16 protein-coding genes are annotated in these 19,810 nt (G+C 41.9%); 6 read left to right on the forward strand and 10 right to left on the reverse strand.

Features of this window, described 5'->3' with window-relative positions:
• Position 1: 1 nt before the first annotated feature.
• From H9X96_RS04395 to H9X96_RS04415, 5 genes are all read right to left on the reverse strand, one after another.
• On the reverse strand, positions 2-3,502 hold the full coding sequence (locus tag H9X96_RS04395; RefSeq protein WP_187665123.1) for a SusC/RagA family TonB-linked outer membrane protein: 3,501 nt from the start codon (positions 3,500-3,502) through the stop codon (positions 2-4).
• A 269-nt stretch (positions 3,503-3,771) separates the two neighbouring features.
• Complete coding sequence (locus H9X96_RS04400) at positions 3,772-4,953, reverse strand: FecR family protein (RefSeq protein ID WP_187665124.1); 1,182 nt, start codon at positions 4,951-4,953, stop codon at positions 3,772-3,774.
• A gap of 100 nt (positions 4,954-5,053) precedes the next feature.
• Entirely contained in the window at positions 5,054-5,596 is a 543-nt protein-coding gene (locus H9X96_RS04405) for a sigma-70 family RNA polymerase sigma factor (RefSeq protein ID WP_187665125.1), read from the reverse strand.
• 388 nt (positions 5,597-5,984) lie between these two features.
• A complete protein-coding gene (locus H9X96_RS04410) occupies positions 5,985-6,827 on the reverse strand; it encodes a hypothetical protein (protein ID WP_187665126.1) in 843 nt (280 codons plus the stop codon).
• 220 nt (positions 6,828-7,047) lie between these two features.
• Positions 7,048-7,383, reverse strand: coding sequence for a helix-turn-helix domain-containing protein (locus tag H9X96_RS04415; RefSeq protein WP_187665127.1), 336 nt, complete (start codon positions 7,381-7,383; stop codon positions 7,048-7,050).
• Positions 7,384-7,483: 100 nt separating this feature from the next.
• Between H9X96_RS04415 and H9X96_RS04420 the strand changes: the two genes are divergently transcribed.
• Together H9X96_RS04420 and H9X96_RS04425 are read left to right on the forward strand one after the other, a co-directional pair.
• Positions 7,484-7,840, forward strand: a complete 357-nt coding sequence (locus H9X96_RS04420) for a DUF4440 domain-containing protein (RefSeq protein WP_187665128.1) — start codon at positions 7,484-7,486, stop codon at positions 7,838-7,840.
• The gene (locus H9X96_RS04425) at positions 7,833-8,669 is read left to right on the forward strand and encodes a DNA alkylation repair protein (protein ID WP_187665129.1); all 837 of its coding nucleotides are present in this window, start codon (positions 7,833-7,835) and stop codon (positions 8,667-8,669) included. Before H9X96_RS04420 ends, H9X96_RS04425 begins: the two co-directional genes overlap by 8 nt.
• 87 nt (positions 8,670-8,756) lie before the next feature.
• On the opposite strand, the gene katG is transcribed toward H9X96_RS04425, so the two are convergent.
• Entirely contained in the window at positions 8,757-11,039 is a 2,283-nt protein-coding gene (gene katG, locus H9X96_RS04430) for a catalase/peroxidase HPI (RefSeq protein WP_187665130.1), read from the reverse strand.
• 656 nt (positions 11,040-11,695) lie between these two features.
• Between katG and H9X96_RS04435 the strand changes: the two genes are divergently transcribed.
• Positions 11,696-12,700: a metallophosphoesterase gene (locus H9X96_RS04435; RefSeq protein WP_187665131.1), complete on the forward strand. Its 1,005-nt coding sequence runs from the start codon at positions 11,696-11,698 to the stop codon at positions 12,698-12,700.
• A gap of 42 nt (positions 12,701-12,742) precedes the next feature.
• On the opposite strand, the gene H9X96_RS04440 is transcribed toward H9X96_RS04435, so the two are convergent.
• The 3 genes from H9X96_RS04440 to H9X96_RS04450 all read right to left on the reverse strand — a co-directional run bounded on the left by H9X96_RS04440 (position 12,743) and on the right by H9X96_RS04450 (position 15,501).
• Entirely contained in the window at positions 12,743-12,922 is a 180-nt protein-coding gene (locus tag H9X96_RS04440) for an AraC family ligand binding domain-containing protein (protein ID WP_187665132.1), read from the reverse strand.
• Positions 12,923-13,086: 164 nt separating this feature from the next.
• Complete coding sequence (locus tag H9X96_RS04445; RefSeq protein WP_187665133.1) at positions 13,087-15,072, reverse strand: sialate O-acetylesterase; 1,986 nt, start codon at positions 15,070-15,072, stop codon at positions 13,087-13,089.
• Between the two features lie 33 nt (positions 15,073-15,105).
• A complete protein-coding gene (locus H9X96_RS04450; protein WP_255430991.1) occupies positions 15,106-15,501 on the reverse strand; it encodes a GH36 C-terminal domain-containing protein in 396 nt (131 codons plus the stop codon).
• A 146-nt stretch (positions 15,502-15,647) separates the two neighbouring features.
• On the opposite strand from H9X96_RS04450, the gene H9X96_RS04455 reads away from it, so the two are divergent.
• Complete coding sequence (locus H9X96_RS04455) at positions 15,648-17,774, forward strand: FUSC family membrane protein (RefSeq protein ID WP_187665134.1); 2,127 nt, start codon at positions 15,648-15,650, stop codon at positions 17,772-17,774.
• Positions 17,775-17,934: 160 nt separating this feature from the next.
• Positions 17,935-18,543 (forward strand): SDR family NAD(P)-dependent oxidoreductase, encoded by a 609-nt coding sequence (locus H9X96_RS04460; RefSeq protein WP_187665135.1) that lies wholly within the window; start codon positions 17,935-17,937, stop codon positions 18,541-18,543.
• 93 nt (positions 18,544-18,636) lie between these two features.
• On the opposite strand, the gene H9X96_RS04465 is transcribed toward H9X96_RS04460, so the two are convergent.
• Positions 18,637-18,903 carry an alpha-L-fucosidase gene (locus H9X96_RS04465; protein ID WP_187665136.1) on the reverse strand — a complete coding sequence of 89 codons (267 nt, stop codon included), beginning with the start codon at positions 18,901-18,903 and terminating at the stop codon, positions 18,637-18,639.
• 501 nt (positions 18,904-19,404) lie between these two features.
• Between H9X96_RS04465 and H9X96_RS04470 the strand changes: the two genes are divergently transcribed.
• Positions 19,405-19,791: a hypothetical protein gene (locus H9X96_RS04470; RefSeq protein ID WP_187665137.1), complete on the forward strand. Its 387-nt coding sequence runs from the start codon at positions 19,405-19,407 to the stop codon at positions 19,789-19,791.
• Positions 19,792-19,810 lie beyond the last annotated feature (19 nt).

Below are 19,810 nucleotides of genomic sequence, written 5' to 3' on the forward strand. Positions count from 1 at the left end.
TCTAAAAATTAACATAAACACCCCATACAAAATTTGCCGGGCGATATCCGTTCAGTAAATACTTTGCTGCTTTGCTTTTCGCTATCGTGAAGGCATTCTCCACATTAAACTGGAACCTTACATTTTCCATATATGCCTTTTTGACCAGTGTTTTCGGTAAATGGTAGGCGAGGGAGACGTTTCTAAGTCGGATATTTGAAGCATCAATCACATTGAGGTCTGCTTTTTGATAGATCTCTGCACTCTGGCTATTATAGGCCGGATCTTCTCCAAATACGAGTCTTGGAATATCGGTTCTGTTCTCATCACCAGGAGTTTTCCATCGGTCAGTAATGTCTTTATTTACGGCAGTAATTTGAGTCGCATAGCCTCCAAGGGCTCCATTATAGGCACTTCCCAATACTGGCAGGAAGGTATTCCTCATCTTATGTCCACCTTCAAATGTGAGCAGGAAGGAAAGAGAGAAACTTTTATACGCTAACAAGTTATTAAATGCACCGCTATAAGTTGGAACAGTAGAACCGCTGTACACAATAGATCCTAAGGTGGCTGGCGAATTCAATACTTTCTCGCCCTTTTCATTATAAACCTGTGGTAAGCCGTCTGCATTTAATCCTGCCCAACGGTAACTATAAATCGCATTGTAAGGATTTCCGATGCGTGGATAGGCTTGCGGGTAATCCAATTGCAGGTAATATACCGGTGCTTCGACGTTCACATAGGTCACTTTGTTTTTGTTGTTTGCATATAAAATGCTGGCATTCCAGGTCAGGTCTTTGCTGCGGATCAGGTCGCCGGAGATCGACAATTCAATCCCTTTATTCGTCATTTCACCGTTGTTAATCGCGTAGGTGGAATAGCCGAATCCCTCAGTTGGTACACCCATAGTACTTGCTAAGAGGTCTTTCCCTTGCTTCTGGTAATAATCCATGGATCCACTGATGCGGTTTCTGAAAACACTAAAATCCAGGCCGACGTTGTTCGTTGTCGTTTTTTCCCAGGACAATAGCGGATTGGGTCTTGCACCTATGCTTCCTTGTAAGCCACCTACGTTGTTATTATTGCTATAATAAGCGGTCATGTATGGCGCTACATCCTTGGCAATATTTCCAGCAATACCATGAGATACCCTTAATTTTAACAGGTCTACCCAGTTCACATTAAAGAAGGACTCTTTGTAAATGTTCCATCCTGCACCGACAGACCAAAGTGGTTTATTCTGATACTTGGAATTGGTACCCCATAGGTTGGAACGGTCCCAGCGCAAACTTCCTGTTAACAAGTATTTATTGTCGTAAGCATAAGCCGCGTTTCCATAGATAGATACGAACCTATTGACGTTTTCACGCTGACTGGCGATGTTGTTGTTCGAAAAGTTTCCACCTCCAAGAATTGGACCCTGTAAAAGTGCTAAAGACTTGGCATTGATCAGGTCAAATGTCAATACATTCGGATCATAATTGTACAGATACTGATCTTCGAATTCTATCTTCGCATTCTTGATTTCAGTACCAACGATGGCTGTCAGGTTGTGTTTTTCTCCAAAAGTCTTGTCGATATTAACTTGCTGACGGAAATTATAAGCGGAAGTAAACTGATCCTGATCGTAATTGATATTTCCGTAAGGCAGGTTAAACGTAACTGGTCCATTGGCTACCTTTGTCGCAAAGGTGTTGACCATATTTCTCACATAGTAAGTGTTTTTGTCATACAGTTTATTGAAACGATCTGAACTGAACTCATATTGGAAAGTAGAGCGGTAAGTTAACCATGGTGTGATTTCTGCATTTAGTTTAATAAAGGACCTGTTGCTGAAACTTTTCAATTGACCAAGGTTCTTATTTTGCTCCTCTAGTGGGTTAATGTCTACCTTGTAAAGGCCATTACTATTGATCAGCGACATGGTATTTGCACTCAGCCGGGAAGCCCCGGTAGAAATAAATTTACTGCCATCATCATTCCTCAGACGGTCGTAAGGCAGGAAGGTGTATCCAGGAGATAAGGTGTTGTAATTCTGCTGTGTCCCACCGTTATAAGCAAGGTAATTGCTGAGCTCCAGAGTCAGCCACTTATTAATTTTTGTGGTATTATTAAGATTTAAACCCAGACTTTCGTCTTTCGTGTATTTGTCTGCAAACTTATTATTTTTGTAGGTCAGTGAGGAATAAAAAGAGTTACTTTCAGCAGCACTGCCCACACTGATGTTGTATTGCTGATAGAAGGGGTCACGCTTGCTGTATTTTTCTGCATCATCATAATATTGATAACCTGAGGAAGCCAGCTGATTTAACTTGTCCTCCATTTGTGAGGAGGTCAATGTCCCAGCATATCTGGCAAGGATGGCTTTAATGCCCTGGCTCTGATAACCCACATTTGCCAATACATTCGCTGCATAAGCAGCCGCATTTGTAGCCTTTAACTTTGGATTATTCCTTTCCCATTCCCTTTCCAGGTCAACAATATCTGCACTATTAGTCAGGTTGTCGGTATATAAAGCACCTGAGGAAAGTGTAAATGTACTGGAGGCAGAAATTTGAGGTTTCCCTTTTTTAGGCTTTTTTGTCACAATAACAATCACCCCATTTGCTGCCCTTGCGCCATAAATGGAAGCTGCTGCAGCGTCTTTCAGAACGGTAATGCTTTCAATATCTTCCAGATTCAGACCTGGCACATTTTCGGTAATTGAACCAGAAGTATTGTATTTTGTGTTCTCTACGGGAAAGCCATCAATCACGTATAAAGGAGTGGTCACGCCTTTCATCGAGGTAGTTCCCCTGATCAGGCCATTGTTGTATCCCGCAATCCTGCCTTCTAGTAAAGAGCTCAGACTACTGAGCCTTTGCCGCTCGAGCTGCTTTGCCGATACGCTGGAAAATGCACCTGTCACACGTTCTTTTGGAAGGGTCTGGTATCCTGTAGAAACGGTCACTTCTTCCAGCTGTCCTGTTTGCTCAGTCAGACTGATGCTTCCCAGATTCTCCTGAGCAAGGACTTCTTTATTCTCATACCCCAGAAACGAAATGACAAGGACCGCTTTATCTTCAATATGACTCAGCGTAAATTCTCCTGCAGCATTTGTCAGGACCTGCTTTTTTGTTCCTTTGACCTTTACTGTGGCTCCAGGAAGGGGGAGGTTGTGCTGGTCCAGCACTTTTCCTTTCACCTCAATCTCCTGAAACCGCTGGATCAGTTTGTCAATAAAACTGCTTTCCTTTTTCTTGATCAACACCGTTTTGTTGTTGATGCTGAATTCTAATGGCTGCTCTTTAAAGATCTGGTCCAGCACGTCCTTTAATGGGGCATCCTTTACATTGATGTTCACTTTGTGGGCATCTTTCAGCAGGGAATAAATGACAATAAAATCATAGCCGCTCTGATCGCTGATCTTATCAAAAACATTGAACAGCTCCTCATTTTTTACAGATAAGGTGATTTTTTGCGCATAGGTCCCGGCACTGACTTGCATGATAAATGCAAATAAGAGAAAAGTGGTTAGCTTCATGATTCTCCATAGTTTATACTGCCCGTGCAGGAAGCACAGCAGATGAATGCAATTTTTGTACATTTGTATAGTTCGGTTTAGCTTCTGGCCTTGTATTTTCGAGATCGCGGCCTTTAGCGGTTAGTTGACAAATTTTTGTGGATAGCCAGCCTTACTTATACCAGTTCGATTGGAGTCGGACTGGTATTGTTATTTTGCTGATGACCCAATCATAGTTCTTGATAAGGCATCATAAATCGTTCGTCTGGCAATTGGAATTCAGGTAGTTTTTATTGCATAACCCTGAGCCTCCTTCCTTCAACCTTAAATTTCACTGCTTTGGAATAGCTGAGCATATTTAATACCTCGCTAATATTTTTATTTCGGGAGATGTTTCCACTGAATTTTTCTTTGGATATCGGTCCCTGATAAGAGACCTCAATGTCATACCATCGGCTGATTTTCAACATGACCTCCTCGATCTGAGCTCCATTAAACCGGAAGTATCCGTTTTTCCAAGCCATAGTAGATTTGAGGTCGGCCGGGGAAATGAGGATTTCCGCACCTTCATTCACAAGCGATTGTTCACCAGGCTTGATCAGCTGTTGCTTTTTAGCGCTGTTGGTAATCCGAAGACTCCCTTCCAATAAGGTAGTTCTGGTATTTCTTTGGTCTGGATCACTATTGATGTTGAAATGTGTGCCCAAAACCTGTACTTCCTGCTGCTCCGTTTTCACGATAAAAGGATGTTCCTTATCCTTTGCAATCTCAAAATAGGCTTCTCCTTTTAGTTCTACTTTACGATCTTTCAGACCGTCGAAAGAAGCTGGAAACTTTATACTGGAGGCCGAATTCAACCATATTTCAGTATGGTCTGGCAGCTGGAGCCTGTAGGTTTCTCCGTTACCGGTAGATAAAGTATGTATTTTGCTGGAAGCATGAGCGTCCTGACCGGTTACGCGGTACAGCAGCTGCCCATCAGTTGATTTACTAATCACAATTCCTGATTCCGCACTCAGCTGTCCGTTGCTGGCCCCTGATAGCACAATTTTCTGACCGTTGTCCAGGGTTAATGTTGCGGATTGTTTTCCAGCTGGAATATCATTAAGAAAAACATTAGCCGACTGCTGTTGCTGCTGACTGGTTTTTTGAAAGACTAGTCCAATACCCACGATCATAAAAATGGCCGCTGCAGCAGCTGAAATCCTGAGCCATAAACTGATCGGCTGATGTTTTTTTTCCTCAGCAGGATGTTCAGCGGCGACTTGCTGCTTGAATGCTGCCCATTTGCTATTGGTGTCGAAAGCATGGTAAGCTTTTAAAGCTTCCGCAGCATCCACTCTGATATCCTGAAGTTCTTTCAGCAAACTTTCTTCTTCAGCATTCAGTTCCAGACCAGCGGCTTGATTTGCCTCCAGTTTTTCCAGAACCTTATCCCAATCCGGATCAAAAGGCGTGAGGTTATTTTCCATAATCAATACAGTGTCGTAAAGAAGTAGGAGATGGGTGACAGTAGATTGTAAAAAGCAGGCAATTAAATTTCAATTCACTGATTATTAGTGATTTAAAATACTATAGTATGCCCATCAATAGTCCAAATGTTTTAGTTCTTAAAGCGGAATAAGCTCTGCGCAGCTGGGTTTTTACGGTATTGATGGAGATACTTTGTTGCTCGGCGATCTGCGCATGACTAAGTTTGTCCATCGCATGTAACATGAAAATCTTTCTACGTTCCTCTGGCAGAGACTGAATCATCTCTACAATCTTGATATAGCGCTGTTGCTGAAGATCCTGATCATCTGCTTCATCTGCAATCGCCAATTGCTCTTCGGAAATCGCCAGCATGATATTGCGCTTTTGGGCAGTGGCGTTTTTGCGGAGATAGTCTATGCTCTTATATTTTACCGCCCTGCGTGCATAAGCTTCAAAGCTGGTGCTGAATTTTACCAGTTCCCGTCTTTGCCAGTAGTTGATAAAAAACTCCTGAACCAGGTCTTCCGCAATGAACTGGTCATGAACGTAATCCATAGCAAGCATACACAAGAATTTATGGTTCTTGCGAAAAAGTACTTCAAATTCATCGATGTTGAGTGCGCCCCGATCTTCCCCCACCATGCGCCAAATATAAAATATACTTATGGAGAATTAAACATTTCTCCAAGTGATTTACAGAAAACTCAATTTTTCTTCCTCCATGTCCAAAAACCTCAAATGTAATGATCTCTTCATTGACTATCACTTCCTCGTTATTTTTCTGATGCAGCTCATCTCTTTGTTGATTTAATATAGGAGTGAAGGTTTTTGAACAATCGTAGGCTGGTGGGAAGCTGTTTCTCGTTTTTCAATCCATCGGCATCACCACAGGAGCACATACTGCTGCTCAGCTACAAACTGCTAACCCTGATCAAGTCATTCACAACCTGATAGCGTTATTACCATTAATTGATTAAAAGGATGGAGGATCTGTTTATGGCCAGCATCCTCCTTTATGCATTTTACGATTTTACTCTCCTACTGCAGTGGATCTTACCCAGACCAATTTGTTACCGGCTCCAAAATGGTAAGTATCTCTCCACCATCTGGCTCCACCGCGACAAGAACTGTATAGCAGTTTTTTCTGCTTATCAATTGAAATATTGTTAAGTCCGGCGCATTTTGCCCTGGAATCATTAGGATCGATTAACTTTTCAAAACGTTTTGTGGCTGGCTGATATAAATAAATAATGAAAGTCCGGTACACCCCCATACCTGCATCGGGTATGGAAAAGGCAAGGTCATCATACCCATCAAAATTGTAATCAGCAATATAGCTGTTCCTGACATAATTAGGGGAGTCAAAATCTGGTAATTTGAAAACCTTTTTCTGTCCGTCTGGATAGGCAATGCTGAGCCGGTCGTGGTTCATATAATTGAAGGAAATTAATGCGCCATGCAGGAGGTACTTGTTTTCTCCGTCGTATTCACCTGTTTTTTGCCGAAGGTACTCCATCGAAAAACGCTTGCCATCCTTCTTTCTCACGTACCAGATGTGATCCAGATTTCGCAAGCCCTCCACCAATCCGTAGCTTCCGGTAACCTGGCCGTCAATTACTTCATCCCATACGTAAGTGGTCATATCCGGCTGGCGACTCTTACGCTCGGTGCTGTCCACACTACGGCTTTTTATCCGTAATGGGATGATGCCTTTCTGACCGACATATTGTACAAAAGCACCTTTTCCCATTGCGCCATAGTAAACTTGGAAACGGAATGGCTTGGCCAGACCTATCGACTTAAAAGTAAAGGGTTGTGCATATAAGGAAGTTAAACTCAGCATCAGGAATATAACTATCAGGGCTCTTTTCATGGATTTCGATCTATTTTATCAGCTGGATCGATCCAGCTAGATAAACGAATAAAATTAAACAATAATTTTTAATCTTCATTTATGTTTTTGGCAAGCCATAGGCGCCACTGATCACATTGCCATTGACATCGTGGAACATGAATTGGGGAATAGAATGCTTTTTGAGGAGGGATGACCTGAGATGAACGATAATCGTTTGACAATGATTGAAATAGATAAATTAGGTTACTGGTTTTAGTAATTCAATACCCCAATCGTTGAGGTTCCAAAGCGCCGCAACCAGCTGATTGCCTGAACTGCTTAATTCATATTCTACTTCTAATGGTTTTTCTTTGATGATGGTCTTGAAGATGATACCGCTTTCTTCCAGTTCTTTCAATTGTCTCGTGAGTACCCTTCTGTTCATATCGGCAATGTGCAGAAAGAAATCGGCAGGCCTTTTTACACCCTGATGGAGGTGCCATACAATTGGGATTTTCCATTTTCCACTGATGGTATTGACCGCATGTTCTAATGGACAAATTTTATTCTCAGTAATGCGGAGTTTAGTTTTCATAAGCAACAGGCAATTTAGCAAAATGGCAGGGACAAATTTGTCCATTATTGTTTTGAAGGGATGAGTGCCCGAAATTAGCATTTCAAATAACATTCATCAAATGAGAACAAAAATAAATCAGAGAAATGACCAGTTCAATCAGGCAATTCATCATCAGGATGGCCATGCACTTTCGTTATTATACACCGGGGAAGCAGTGCTTTATCCCCCGAAACAAGCAATCGTTCAAGGTAGGGAAGCAATAGCGCAGTTTTTTAATGCCGTTTTTAATATGGGCGTGTGTAAAGGAGGTTTTAGCACTAAAGATCTGGTCATCGCAGGGGATTACGCTTTTGAATCTGGTGAATATTTCTTGGGAAATGCGGAAGATCAGCAGTTGGCAAAGGGGTTTTATATGTATATCTGGCAGTATGTGGAAGGAGATTGGTATATCATAAACGACATTTGGAATGACTAAAAGAGAGGTCTTTCGCGGTAGGAAAGGGGCAGCAAAATCTAAAGATATCCCTGCTGAAGTGCTCATTGAATTGAATAATGGAACAATTGAAAGTGTGAATCTTACAGAATGGCTTGCGGTAGATCATATGGTGCTGCTTCAAAATGTGCGCTTTGATCAGCCGGTTTTGCTGCAAGCTTGTGAAAATCAGTTGGGGAAACTTCAAGAAGCCAGTGTAAGGACGATGATCGTTGAGATCAGTAAGGCCGTATTTGTTGGTTTAAATGAAAAGAAAGCAGCTCAATTATTTGAATATCTTGCTCATCATCCTTCTGATAGTGTTCGCTGCTGGGCAGTTTACAGAGTTGGACTGGATAATAAATTAAGTATCGAAGAGAAGTTTAAAGCGATTTATCCATTTGCAGCGGACACTCATTTTGGGGTCCGAGAACTTGCCTGGATGGCCATGCGGGAAACTATTGAGAACCATTTGTCGGAAAGTATTGACATTCTTATGGATTGGACCAGCAGTACTGATGAAAATATCAGACGCTTCGCAACAGAAGCGACAAGACCCCGTGGGGTATGGTGTAAGCACCTTATAGCATTAACAGCGCAGCCAGAAATGGCCTTGGGATTGCTGGAAGCTTTAAAAGCAGATCCCTCTCCTTATGTGCAGCACTCTGTGGGTAATTGGCTGAATGATGCAGGTAAAAGCCGGCCTGATTGGCTGATTCACGTGTGTAAATCATGGCTGACCAATAGCTCAAATCAGCACACGATGAAAATTGTGAAGCGTGCCAGCAGAAACATTCCGACTTTCGACAAGGATCTGACGCTGGAAGTATAGGCCTGGTTAAGTACTTGTTAAAATAAAAATCCCTTATGAAATCAGGTTTCATAAGGGATTTTGAGCCGTATTTTGACAGGTGTATTGTTATTTTATTTTCAAGTCAAACCTGTCCAGGTTCATCACTTTAGTCCAGGCGGCAATAAAATCTTTTACAAATTTACTTTGAGCATCTGCACTAGCATACACCTCAGCCACGGCTCTCAGTTCGGAATTAGATCCAAAAACAAGATCTGCTCGAGATCCTGTCCATTTTACCTGATTGCTGGCACGGTCACGTCCTTCATAAACTTCTTTGTCTTCTGATACGGCTTTCCATACGGTATTCATATCCAGTAAATTGATGAAGAAATCATTGCTGAGTATACCAGGTCTTGAGCTGAAAATGCCAAGCTTCGATTGGTCAAAATTGGCATTTAAGGCGCGCATACCACCTATCAGAACAGTTAATTCAGGTATAGTCAGTGTCAATAAGTGTGCCTTATCTATCAGTAACTCTTCTGTGGATACCGGAATTTTTGACTTACGGTAATTGCGGAAACCATCAGCTAATGGTTCCAGGAAGCCAAATGATTCAACATCTGTTTGTTCCTGTGAGGCATCCATACGTCCGGCTGCAAAAGGAACGGTACTGGGATAGCCTGCATCTTCAGCCGCTTTTTCAACTGCTGCAGAACCTGCAAGTACGATTAAGTCTGCCATAGAAACCTTTTTTCCATCAGTCTGCGCAGCATTAAATCCTTGTTGAATGTTATCCAGGATGCTCAATACTTTTTGCAGCTGCGCCGGTTGGTTTACCTGCCAGTTTTTTTGTGGAAACAGGCGAATTCGGGCGCCATTGGCACCACCGCGCTTGTCAGTGCCACGGAAGGTAGAAGCCGAAGCCCATGCCGTAGAAACCAATTCCGCGATACTTAGACCTGTCTCCAGGATTTTTGCTTTCAATGCGGCTGCATCATTTTCATCAATTAGTTTGTGGTCAACAGCAGGAATTGGGTCTTGCCATAGCAATTCTTCCTGTGGAATTTCCGGACCCAGGTAACGGTCGCGCGGGCCCATATCACGGTGTGTTAATTTATACCATGCTCGTGCAAAAGCATCAGCGAACTCATCCGGATTTTCGAAGAAACGACGGGATATTTTCTCATATACCGGATCAAATCTTAAAGCAAGATCGGTGGTGAGCATGGTTGGAAGATGTTTTTTTTCGGTATCAAAGGCATCAGGAATAATGGCTGCTGCATCTCTTGCGACCCATTGGTGTGCGCCTGCTGGACTGGTGGTTAATTCCCATTCAAAACCAAATAGGTTTTCAAAGAAGTTGTTGCTCCATTGGGTCGGTGTGGTAGTCCATATGACCTCCAGTCCACTGGTAATCGCATCCGGACCTTTGCCTGTGCGGTAACCGTTGGCCCAGCCTAAGCCCTGCATTTCAAGGTCTACCGCTTCAGGTTCTTTACCCACATTATCCGCAGGTGCTGCCCCATGTGTTTTGCCAAAACTATGTCCACCTGCAATTAAAGCTACGGTTTCTTCATCGTTCATGGCCATGCGGCCAAAGGTATCACGAATGTCTTTGGCGGAAGCCACCGGATTTGGATCGCCATCCGGGCCTTCTGGATTCACATAGATCAATCCCATTTGTACTGCAGCCAATGGATTTTCCAGTTTACGGGAGTGGGTTACGCCATCCGGATCGTCATCAGAGACCAACACTCCATGATCTTCTGTTACACCTTCTGAGCCCTGTGCATACCTGATATCGCCGCCGAGCCATTTGGTTTCAGAACCCCAATAAACGGATTCGTCCGCTTCCCATAAATCGATACGTCCACCCGCATAGCCGAAGGTTTTAAAGCCCATGGATTCCAGCGCTACGTTACCGGTCAGGATCATTAAATCTGCCCAGGAGATGTTACGGCCATATTTTTGTTTAATTGGCCATAACAGCCGACGTGCTTTATCCAGACTGACATTATCCGGCCAGCTGTTGAGCGGTGCAAAACGCTGTAGTCCTGCTCCAGCACCGCCACGTCCATCGCCTACACGATAGGTCCCTGCACTGTGCCAGGCCATCCGAATAAATAAACCGCCATAATGACCAAAATCTGCAGGCCACCAATCCTGAGAATCAGTCATGAGTGCATGAAGGTCTTTTTTTACTGCTGCGAGGTCCAGGCTACTAAAAGCTTCGGCATAATCAAAATCTTCCCCCATAGGATTGGATAAAGAAGAGTGCTGACGTAGAATGCTCAGTTTTAACTGATTTGGCCACCAATCGTGGTTCCTGGTACCGCCGCCAGCAACATTGTGTTTCAAGCTGCCATTATGAAAGGGGCATTTACTGATGTCATTTGATTCGTTTTCCATATTTAAAATATTATATGTTAAATGATGCTTGTTCCTCGCTAATCGTAAAGCAGTATAAAAATAACATAATTGAGGAAAGAATCACAATCAAATGACTATATAATAGTGGATTAAAAGAAAATCCGGCTCTTCCTGGAAGAGCCGGATTTTTCAAATAGCGCAGCTTAGAATTTTGCTGCGAATTCTTTTGCGAAATCTCCATCCATGAACAAATATCTATTTATACCCCTGTTAGCTGTTTTTTCTTTAGCTGCAAAATCCCAGAAGGCTTCTGGTCAAATGGTCGACAGTGTTAAAAAATACTTAGACACCAGTCTCCTGATTATAGAAAAAAACGCATTAAACAGTGATAAAGTAAATTGGCAAGCGTTAAGGAATTCGGTCTATAAAAAGACTGAGGGGGGCAAAGACTTATGAGGATATTCTTCCGATGTACAGCTATATTTTTGAGTAGATTGACGATCACCATTGCAGCTTGAATTTTAAGAACAAAACTATGGATGGACTGGAAAGGACCAGCCAAAGGTGAAAAATCAAGAGATAAGGTTAACAAAAGGTTAATGTTGAGTTGAACTGAAGGGGAATTAAAGGAAGTAGTTTCGCCCTTTGATGGATAGAAATTTTCATCGACCTAATAAATAACCTTTAACCAGTATATGAAAAGAAGAGATTTTGTGAAGAGCACCGCTTTTACCGCATTGGGAGCCAGTTTTTTAGCGCCAATACAGGCAATAGCGACCGATGTAGAAACCCATTTTGAAAGTGAAGATGTTGCAGCCACTGCAGCATTAAAGAATGATTATCCGCTGCATTTTGTAGCCATCGGAGACTGGGGCAGGAATGGTTACGACCATCAGATCCATGTCGCCAAGCAAATGGGAAAATGGGCTACCGAACATCCAAATGATTTTATCCTCTCTTTAGGTGATAACTTTTACCCCAAAGGAGTGGTTAGTGAACATGATCCCTTATGGCATTATTCTTTTGAAAACATTTACACTGATTTTTCACTTCAGGAAGATTGGTTCCCGATCTTAGGAAATCACGATTACCAGAGCGATCCTGATGCACAGGTAAGGTACAGTAAAGTGAGCAGAAGATGGAAAATGCCTGCGCGTTATTATTCGAAAGAAATAGCGCTTGGAAATAAGGGTGATAAAGTATTGATGGTTTTTATTGACACTTGTCCACTGATACCGGAATTTCACAACAATCCAAAATATGCACCGTATATAGACGATCAGCACCCTGAACGCCAACTGGCCTGGATTGATGAAACGCTAAAAAATGCCGGACCAGAGGTGAAATGGAAAATGGTAATGGGCCACCATCCCATATATACCGTTGGACCAAGGATAAAAAACTACGATACACTCGCAGTTAGAAAGGTGCTTAAAGATATTTTCGAACGCAATAAAGTGGATGTTTATTTATCAGGACACGACCATTCTTTACAGCATTTGAAACCGGAAGGTTATACGCATCAATTCATTTCTGGCGCCGGATCTGAAGTTACACCAGTTAGCGCAGGAGTAGCCTACAGTAAATTTGAGGCCGCAGCGCCTGGTTTTATATATTTTTCAATAGACAATAACCGGTTGAATGCACAGATCATTCATCATACCGGAAAAGTAATGTATGAAACAACCTTGCGCAAATAAGGAAATGCTATCAGCTGCTGGCAGATTTTCTTTTGTAAAGTACTACACATGCATATTTTTTCCACTGAAGTGTACCCAGTAAATGGTCCATGGATCTTGTTCATCTGCTCCGTAACTCATCGGTTCTTTTGTACCGTGCACGATAATAAATTCATTCGGACTGACATCAAAATGCTTTCCATTATGTTTAAACCAACCTTTCCCACGGATACAGTAAATCAATAAGCCTTAAATGTTTGCTACGCTGTAGGTTATCGGCGAATAATCGATGTGAATAGCCGGATATCCTATTTCTATAGGAACAGAAAACTACTATTTATCAAACCCGAATCCAGGTTTTATAAGGAGCTTTTTTGTAAAGAGAAAGGCAGAAACCGGGCCTTCTCTTATTTTTTGTTTAAAGTACTGTCGGCCCAATCATCTGTTTTGAAAGGGCTAGCAGGAAGACCCGCTTGATTTGAAAGATTAGATTCCGGATTATTCGCCCATGCATAACGAACTGCTTTAGGAGCGGTAACACCAGGAGCACTAACTACCACCTGATTGCCGGTGATCCGGGCATCTGCCCAATGAAATACCTGATCTGCTCCAGCAATAGAAAAGCCTTTTAATGCTGCGCCATCTTTTGTTTTTAAACCAGCATCACCAGGATTGAAATCCAGTTTAACCACTTCTTTTTCAATGGTGTAATTCTTTAATTCTGGTCCGGAATAAGGAATTTGTTTTCCGTAAGTTTTAGCCAATGCGATTAAGGCTAATCTTCGTCCTACTTCCTGTTTGTTTTTAGGGTGGATATCAGTTGGATTACCAATGTCAATCGCTACTGCCATTCCAGTATGATTTAATTTTAAAGTGCCTTTCTGAGCATCTCTAAGTTCTGCCCATGAGGAAGCAGCAGGTTTAGGTTCCGCTTTCATATAGTCGGCGAGCTGTACAAAGTAGAACGGGAAATCTCCGATATTCCAGGCTTTTCTCCAGTCGTTGATCATCGCAGGGAAAAGCGTACGGTATTGGTGTGCACGATCGGCATTACTTTCTCCCTGATACCAGATCGCACCTTTAATTGCGAAATTCAGGAAAGGGTGGATCATTGCATTGTACAATACGGTTGGACGATTTGGCTGATCATCACTGACCGGCATAGCTGGAACTTTCTTTAAATCCAGGCCTACTTTATACTGCCAATCTCCAGATAGATCAATGCTTTCCCCATTTGCCGCAGTAATGGACAGCTGACTTGGCTGTCCATAAATTCCACCGCCGCCACTACCATCAAAAACCCTGACCGAGATGGTATTCTCATCGTCTACCAATTGGTCGGCAGTGATTTTGTAATTTCTGCTCAGGTTATAACCTTTGGTTTCGCCGATTTTTTTCCCATTAAAATAAGTCAGGTCGTTGTCGTCAATAGTCCCCAGGTGTAAGGTTAATTCCTGGCCTTTCCAGGAAGCAGGTAAGGTTATTTTTTTACGGAAATACACTACGCCGTCAAAATCCGGCAATGCCGAATCTTCCCAAACGCCAGGTAAACGCATCACTCTCCAATTGGATTCGTCGGTCTGTGCATCCAGCCAATGAGGCGCGCCAGCTTTATAACCTTCATCCCGATCTAAGACCATTTGCTCCCATTCCTGCAATTGTTTCTCGTACTCGGCCTTATTTTTTACTTGCTTTTGTTTTTCAATGGCTTCCGCAAATTCCGGGAAGCTTTTTAGTCCGGCAGCACTGGTCCAGGCCTCTGCGATGGTACCTCCCCAGGAGCTATGAATTAGTCCAATTGGGATGCCCGTTTTTTGATAAATTTCTCTGGCAAAAAAGTAGGCTGTAGCAGAAAAATCAGGGATGTTTTCAGGACTGCAGACCGTCCAGCCGCCATTTGCTAAATTCAACGATTCCAGTGGAGTACTGCTTGCAGTATGGTTTACTTGCAGCAGCCTGATTTTTGGATAAATCGCATCTTTAATTTCCTGCTGAAAATTATTGATTTTGCCCCATCCAGCCAATGGCATTTCCATGTTGGACTGACCTGAGCAAATCCAGACATCCCCCAGCATCACATCAGTAAGCTGGAAAGGGCTGCCGTCAGAAATGTTGATTTTGTAGGGACCGCCAAAACCTGGTGTCGGGATTTTTATCGTCCAGTTTCCGTCTTTGTCCGCGGTGGTTTTAAACAATTTTGATCCCCAGCTTGCCTGGAGATCAACCGTTTTTCCTGGGTCTGCTTTACCCCAAATGGCTACATTTGTCTTCTGCTGAATCACCATGTGGTCACTAAAAACTGGTGATAAAGTGATTTTGGCATTGACCTGAAAGCTTGCAGCAACCAGGGCCAGTAGGGCAGCAGTGCTAAGGTACGGGTGCTTTAATTTCATTGTTTTGGTTAAGGTTATTTGCTTGTTCAATTTTTAAAATGACTCTGGTTCTGCCCGAATTACATCCGGATTAAAGCCAAGGGTACACAGGAAATCCCCAGAGTATAACTGATTGCCTTTTATGCTAGAAATAGTACCTGGATAAAGGTTAATTTCGTGGATCCTGTAATTTTTTGAAGGGTCTAATCCTTTCAATAAAATAGGGGACCTACTGTTTGTACGATATCTATTGTTGACAAGATAATTAAAAATAACACCAGTTGTTTCAAATCTAAGGTCTTTTTCTGCCAGCTCAGACACGACGATATCAAAACCTAACTTGCCCATCATGACCACATCTGTACGGAATTTTATCGGCTGTTTGCCCCAATCCGTCACGTGATTTGCTGTGGCTATGGAAGGATAGAAGTAGGAGTATGCCCATTGCATAAAAATTGTTTTTTATCTGATGAACAGGGAATGTTAGAAGTTTTAAGCGAGCAGATTGCCATTGACAGAATAAATCGAGTAAATTTCAACCACATTAGTTTTATTTACAATAATTTTGCGGCGAAATAATAAATTCATAACGCATTATGTTTAGTAAGGATCTGCTGAAATGGGATAACATAAAAGCCAGGTTGATCAGTTTAGTATATGGTGAATATTTTACGGATGCCTTACGAAATACCATCACTATAGTTTTACCTTTTGTACTGTTATTTTATTATCATCAGCCCAATATGGCCATTGGAATGGGGGTTGGTGCATTGCTGATCAGCTTAACTGATGCGCCGGGAAATCGCGCAAATAAGTTCAAAAGTGCCATTGCCAGTATCGTATCCTTTTTTTTTAGTGCCTTGATTATTGCCTCCTCCTTGGGGAATCCATGGCTGATTACTTCCAGCATTTTTCTGCTGACTTTCATCTTTTCTATGCTGGCGATGTTTGGCAGCAGGCTGGCTCTAACAGGAACGATGGCAATTATCCTTGGGATATTCACCCTTGGTTTACACCCGGTAAATCCATTGTTATTTAGCTGGTATATTCTTCTTGGAGGCTACTGGTATTACCTGATCAGCTTGATTCAGATCGTTTTCTGGCCATACCGATCGTTACATCAGGCCATATTTGAATGTATCACGACAACCGCTGTATTTCTGAAATCTAAAGCCCGTTATTATGATCGCGAAGTAAATCTGGAGGATTGTTACAGCGAAACCATTGCTTTGCACATTAAGGTAAGTGAAAAACAGGAGCTGGTGAGGAATCTGCTGCTGAGTGATAAAGCCGCGATGAAACCTGCAAATGAACGCGGACAACAATTGCTGCGTACGGCTGTCAGTGTAATTGATCTGTACGAGCAAGTGACTGCCATTCACTATGATTATACTTACGTCAGAAAAAAACTGGATAAAACCGGTGCCTTGAACCTAATTATGGAGTTAATTGAAATTCTGGCGGAAGAGTTACAAGTACTTAGCCATGTGTTTTTAAGGCCAAACCAGGCGCATTCAGATGCTAGATTGCTTAAATATGAGGAGGCCAAAGGAACGCTGAGCAAGCTTGCTAGTTCAGCAGACGAAGCGAATGCCCAGATTATCTTAAAGGTATTAAAAAACCTGGAAGGAATTGTGCTGGATATTCAGGTGATTAAGAACAGTCGACCGATGTCTGCAATTCCCGCAAATCTGGATGCAGAGGAGATCGCTTACGAAGAATTTTTATCCCCTCAGCTGTTTAGCCTGCAATCATTAAAGCAGCATTTTTCTTTAAGTTCTCCTGTCTTCAGGTTTTCTTTGAGGCTGGCGCTGATGTGCGGTATTGCTTATTTATTCACGCTGGCATTCCCATTAGGGAAATATAGTTATTGGTTGCTGCTCACGATTGTGATCGTTGCAAAACCAAGATTTGGGCTCACCTGGAAGAGGAATGTAGAGCGTTTATCGGGTACATTTATTGGTGCAGTACTGGGGATTATTTTATTGCTAACCATATATCAAACTACAGTGCTGTTGGTTTTATCGGCATTCATGTTACTTGGCTTTTTCACCTTCAACCGAATAAAATATTCAGTCAGCGTGGTGTTTGTGACCGCAATGGTGATCTTGTCGCTTAGTGTTTATGATGGCCATTCCGACCATATCATTATGGAACGGGTTTTATATACGATTGTGGGTTGTATCATCGCTTTTCTTGCGGCTTTTCTTTTTCCAGTCTGGGAGATTAAAAACTTAAAATCACTGATTTCAAAAATCATGGAAGCGAATAGCAATTACCTGAGTAAAGTAAGGGAGGAGTTGTTAGGCACAGCAGCAAGTGTAACGGCATCAAAATTGGCCAGAAAAAACAGTTACATCCAGCTGGCCAAATTTTCTGAAACACTTCAATATTTGCACCTGGAGCCGAAAAGTAAGCAGCTGGATATGAAAGGGGTTTTTGCGATTCAGATCTTGAGCTACAGAATCAATTCTATTGTGGCTTCCTTATCATTGTCGGCCAAGCGAAATACGATGGAAGCATCGGGAATATCATTGGTTTCTGAGGCATTAGTCAATATGAAATACTGCCTTGAAAATAGTGATAAACTGAACCTGCAAAGTATCAAAGAAGTGGTACATAAAGAGAAAATTGAAGAATATAACAATGGCGAAGGCACGCTTCAACATCGGTTAAATCTACTGCTCGCTTTGTCTGTGGAATTGAAAATGTATTTCATTTAATCATACGCTCAGTCTTTATTGTCTCCGTTAATCGTAGTAATTTTCCTTGATTAGGACACTAAACCGGTTTTTTTTTTGGTTTTTAGCTTAATTAAGCTACCTAGTTCTGTTAACTTAGCTGAGCAAGAAAAACTTGTTAAATTGCGAAAGAGCAGGGAATATGAATAGTAAAACATATCTAATTTATGGGATTAGTAAAGGGTTGGGCAGGGCGCTTACACACTTGCTTCCCTCGGCTAATGATCAGATTTATGGTGTTTCCAGGACTCCACCTTCCTATCTTAAGGATCAGGGAAATTTAACCTGGATTGAAGCGGATTTGTCGAACCCGATAGCAGCATGTAATGAATTAAAATCAAAAATAGGCGGACAGAAGATTGATTACCTGATCTACAATGTTGGAATCTGGGAACAAACTGCTTTTTCCGAAGACTATAACTTTCAGGAAATTCAGCCGGAAGAGACCTTAACGATGATGAATACAAATATAAGTTCTTGTATTTTGGCATTACAGTCTTTCATTGAGAACCTGAAACTATCGGAAAGTGCCAAGATCGTTATTATTGGTTCTACCTGGGGACTAGATAACCACAATGGAAAGGAAGTCGCTTTCTCTGCTGCAAAATTTGCAGTAAGAGGCATTTGTAACCAATATCAAGGCGATCTTTATTGGGTCACGATTTCCTGTAACTGGTTTTTCATGGTCGCTACAAATTTAGTCATGTCGCGCTGTGGATCCCGATTCCCGTCATTCACACGGATAGGATAATTGGGATCATGTCAATCTAAAACTGTAAAATAGACACAAAACTTTAGGTCGTGCTTTTTACAAGCCTTAGCGAGCTCGCCAACAATGACTTTTTTATACTTTAGCCGTTTTTACCCAGGCATCTGCATCAAATAATATAGGATTGAACTCTTTAAATAGGTTGTCGTATTCTTGTGCAGGGACGCTGGGGCTTCTGCTCCAGCCGATTTCGGTACCTCGGAAGGTAACAGGCCCCCAATGGATAAAAAGACCAAAACGCTGGTCCATAAAATCATTTAAGACGGCTTTGGGAGTTTTTATGGCCGGGTTAATTGCTGTAGTCTGGCCCTGACTTTGAGAAAACAAGCAGAGGAGTACCAAAAGGGTGAATAGCTGTTTAATGGTGTTCTGGTTTATATTGGTTTAGGAATCACTAAATTATTGCCTTTAAATTCACAGAACAATGAACTATTCTTTTTTTTAATGGATTATCAGATGATTTCGGCCTTAAATTAAATAAGAAAAGCGCATGGTAAAATGCGCTTTTCTTATAGAGTAATTCATCGATCCATTTAAATACCTGCTATGGAAGCAGGAAAAGAAACCTCCTTAATTATTTTTTTAGGTTAACATGATGATCGCAGCAGCCATAAAGCCTAGGATCAGGGATCTGATGTCTAATGTGATTTTCATAATTTAATGGTTTGTGTGTGATTTGAATTTACACTTTAATTAATAGCTTGATTTTGTATTGCTGTAATTTGTTCATTACACAGGGATAAGAGAGATTAGGGTGTTATGTCTGTGTCCTAAAATAATCGTTTTTCTGTGTCTGTATCTAGTGGTGTTTGGTGTCTATTTTTGTGATCTAATATCTACGTTATGAACATACAAAATCCAAAAACTACGACCATCAAGTTCCGAAAAGTATACCTGTCTGACCTGAAAGCGGTCATCAGTATTTATCATAAGAAAATTGAGGCGCCAATAGCAATGGAATTGACTTCAGACTTTGGCCTTCCTCTAAGTCTTGCTGTAGATCATAATGAGGTCATCGGCGTTGCATTTGCTTCAATTAATGAGCAGGGAAAAGTGGTGTTAAATGCTCAGGTAGTACCAACTTTTGAAACTGCTTATGTTGAAGATACCCTGGAGGCGGAAGCAGAAAATATTCTCTATTCCACATTTGAAAATATCAAAAAAGACCATACGCCATTAAAGCATTCCATCCAGCAACTGGTGGGCTGGCTGAACAAGTGTGCGAATTAAGATATTATAGGATACAGGT

The organism is Pedobacter sp. N36a, assembly GCF_014472395.1.
Lineage (GTDB): Bacteria > Bacteroidota > Bacteroidia > Sphingobacteriales > Sphingobacteriaceae > Pedobacter.

Bases quoted from the DNA above. Each gene is read 5' to 3' on its own strand.
- H9X96_RS04415 (WP_187665127.1), bottom strand. From the start codon at position 7,383: ATGAAAACTAAACTCCGCATTACTGAGAATAAAATTTGTCCATTAGAA.
- H9X96_RS04420 (WP_187665128.1), top strand. From the start codon at position 7,484: ATGAGAACAAAAATAAATCAGAGAAATGACCAGTTCAATCAGGCAATT.
- H9X96_RS04460 (WP_187665135.1), top strand. From the start codon at position 17,935: ATGAATAGTAAAACATATCTAATTTATGGGATTAGTAAAGGGTTGGGC.
- H9X96_RS04470 (WP_187665137.1), top strand. From the start codon at position 19,405: ATGAACATACAAAATCCAAAAACTACGACCATCAAGTTCCGAAAAGTA.
- H9X96_RS04425 (WP_187665129.1), top strand. From the start codon at position 7,833: ATGACTAAAAGAGAGGTCTTTCGCGGTAGGAAAGGGGCAGCAAAATCT.
- katG (WP_187665130.1), bottom strand. From the start codon at position 11,039: ATGGAAAACGAATCAAATGACATCAGTAAATGCCCCTTTCATAATGGC.
- H9X96_RS04405 (WP_187665125.1), bottom strand. From the start codon at position 5,596: ATGGTGGGGGAAGATCGGGGCGCACTCAACATCGATGAATTTGAAGTA.
- H9X96_RS04445 (WP_187665133.1), bottom strand. From the start codon at position 15,072: ATGAAATTAAAGCACCCGTACCTTAGCACTGCTGCCCTACTGGCCCTG.
- H9X96_RS04450 (WP_255430991.1), bottom strand. From the start codon at position 15,501: ATGCAATGGGCATACTCCTACTTCTATCCTTCCATAGCCACAGCAAAT.
- H9X96_RS04395 (WP_187665123.1), bottom strand. From the start codon at position 3,502: ATGAAGCTAACCACTTTTCTCTTATTTGCATTTATCATGCAAGTCAGT.
- H9X96_RS04410 (WP_187665126.1), bottom strand. From the start codon at position 6,827: ATGAAAAGAGCCCTGATAGTTATATTCCTGATGCTGAGTTTAACTTCC.
- H9X96_RS04435 (WP_187665131.1), top strand. From the start codon at position 11,696: ATGAAAAGAAGAGATTTTGTGAAGAGCACCGCTTTTACCGCATTGGGA.
- H9X96_RS04455 (WP_187665134.1), top strand. From the start codon at position 15,648: ATGTTTAGTAAGGATCTGCTGAAATGGGATAACATAAAAGCCAGGTTG.
- H9X96_RS04400 (WP_187665124.1), bottom strand. From the start codon at position 4,953: ATGGAAAATAACCTCACGCCTTTTGATCCGGATTGGGATAAGGTTCTG.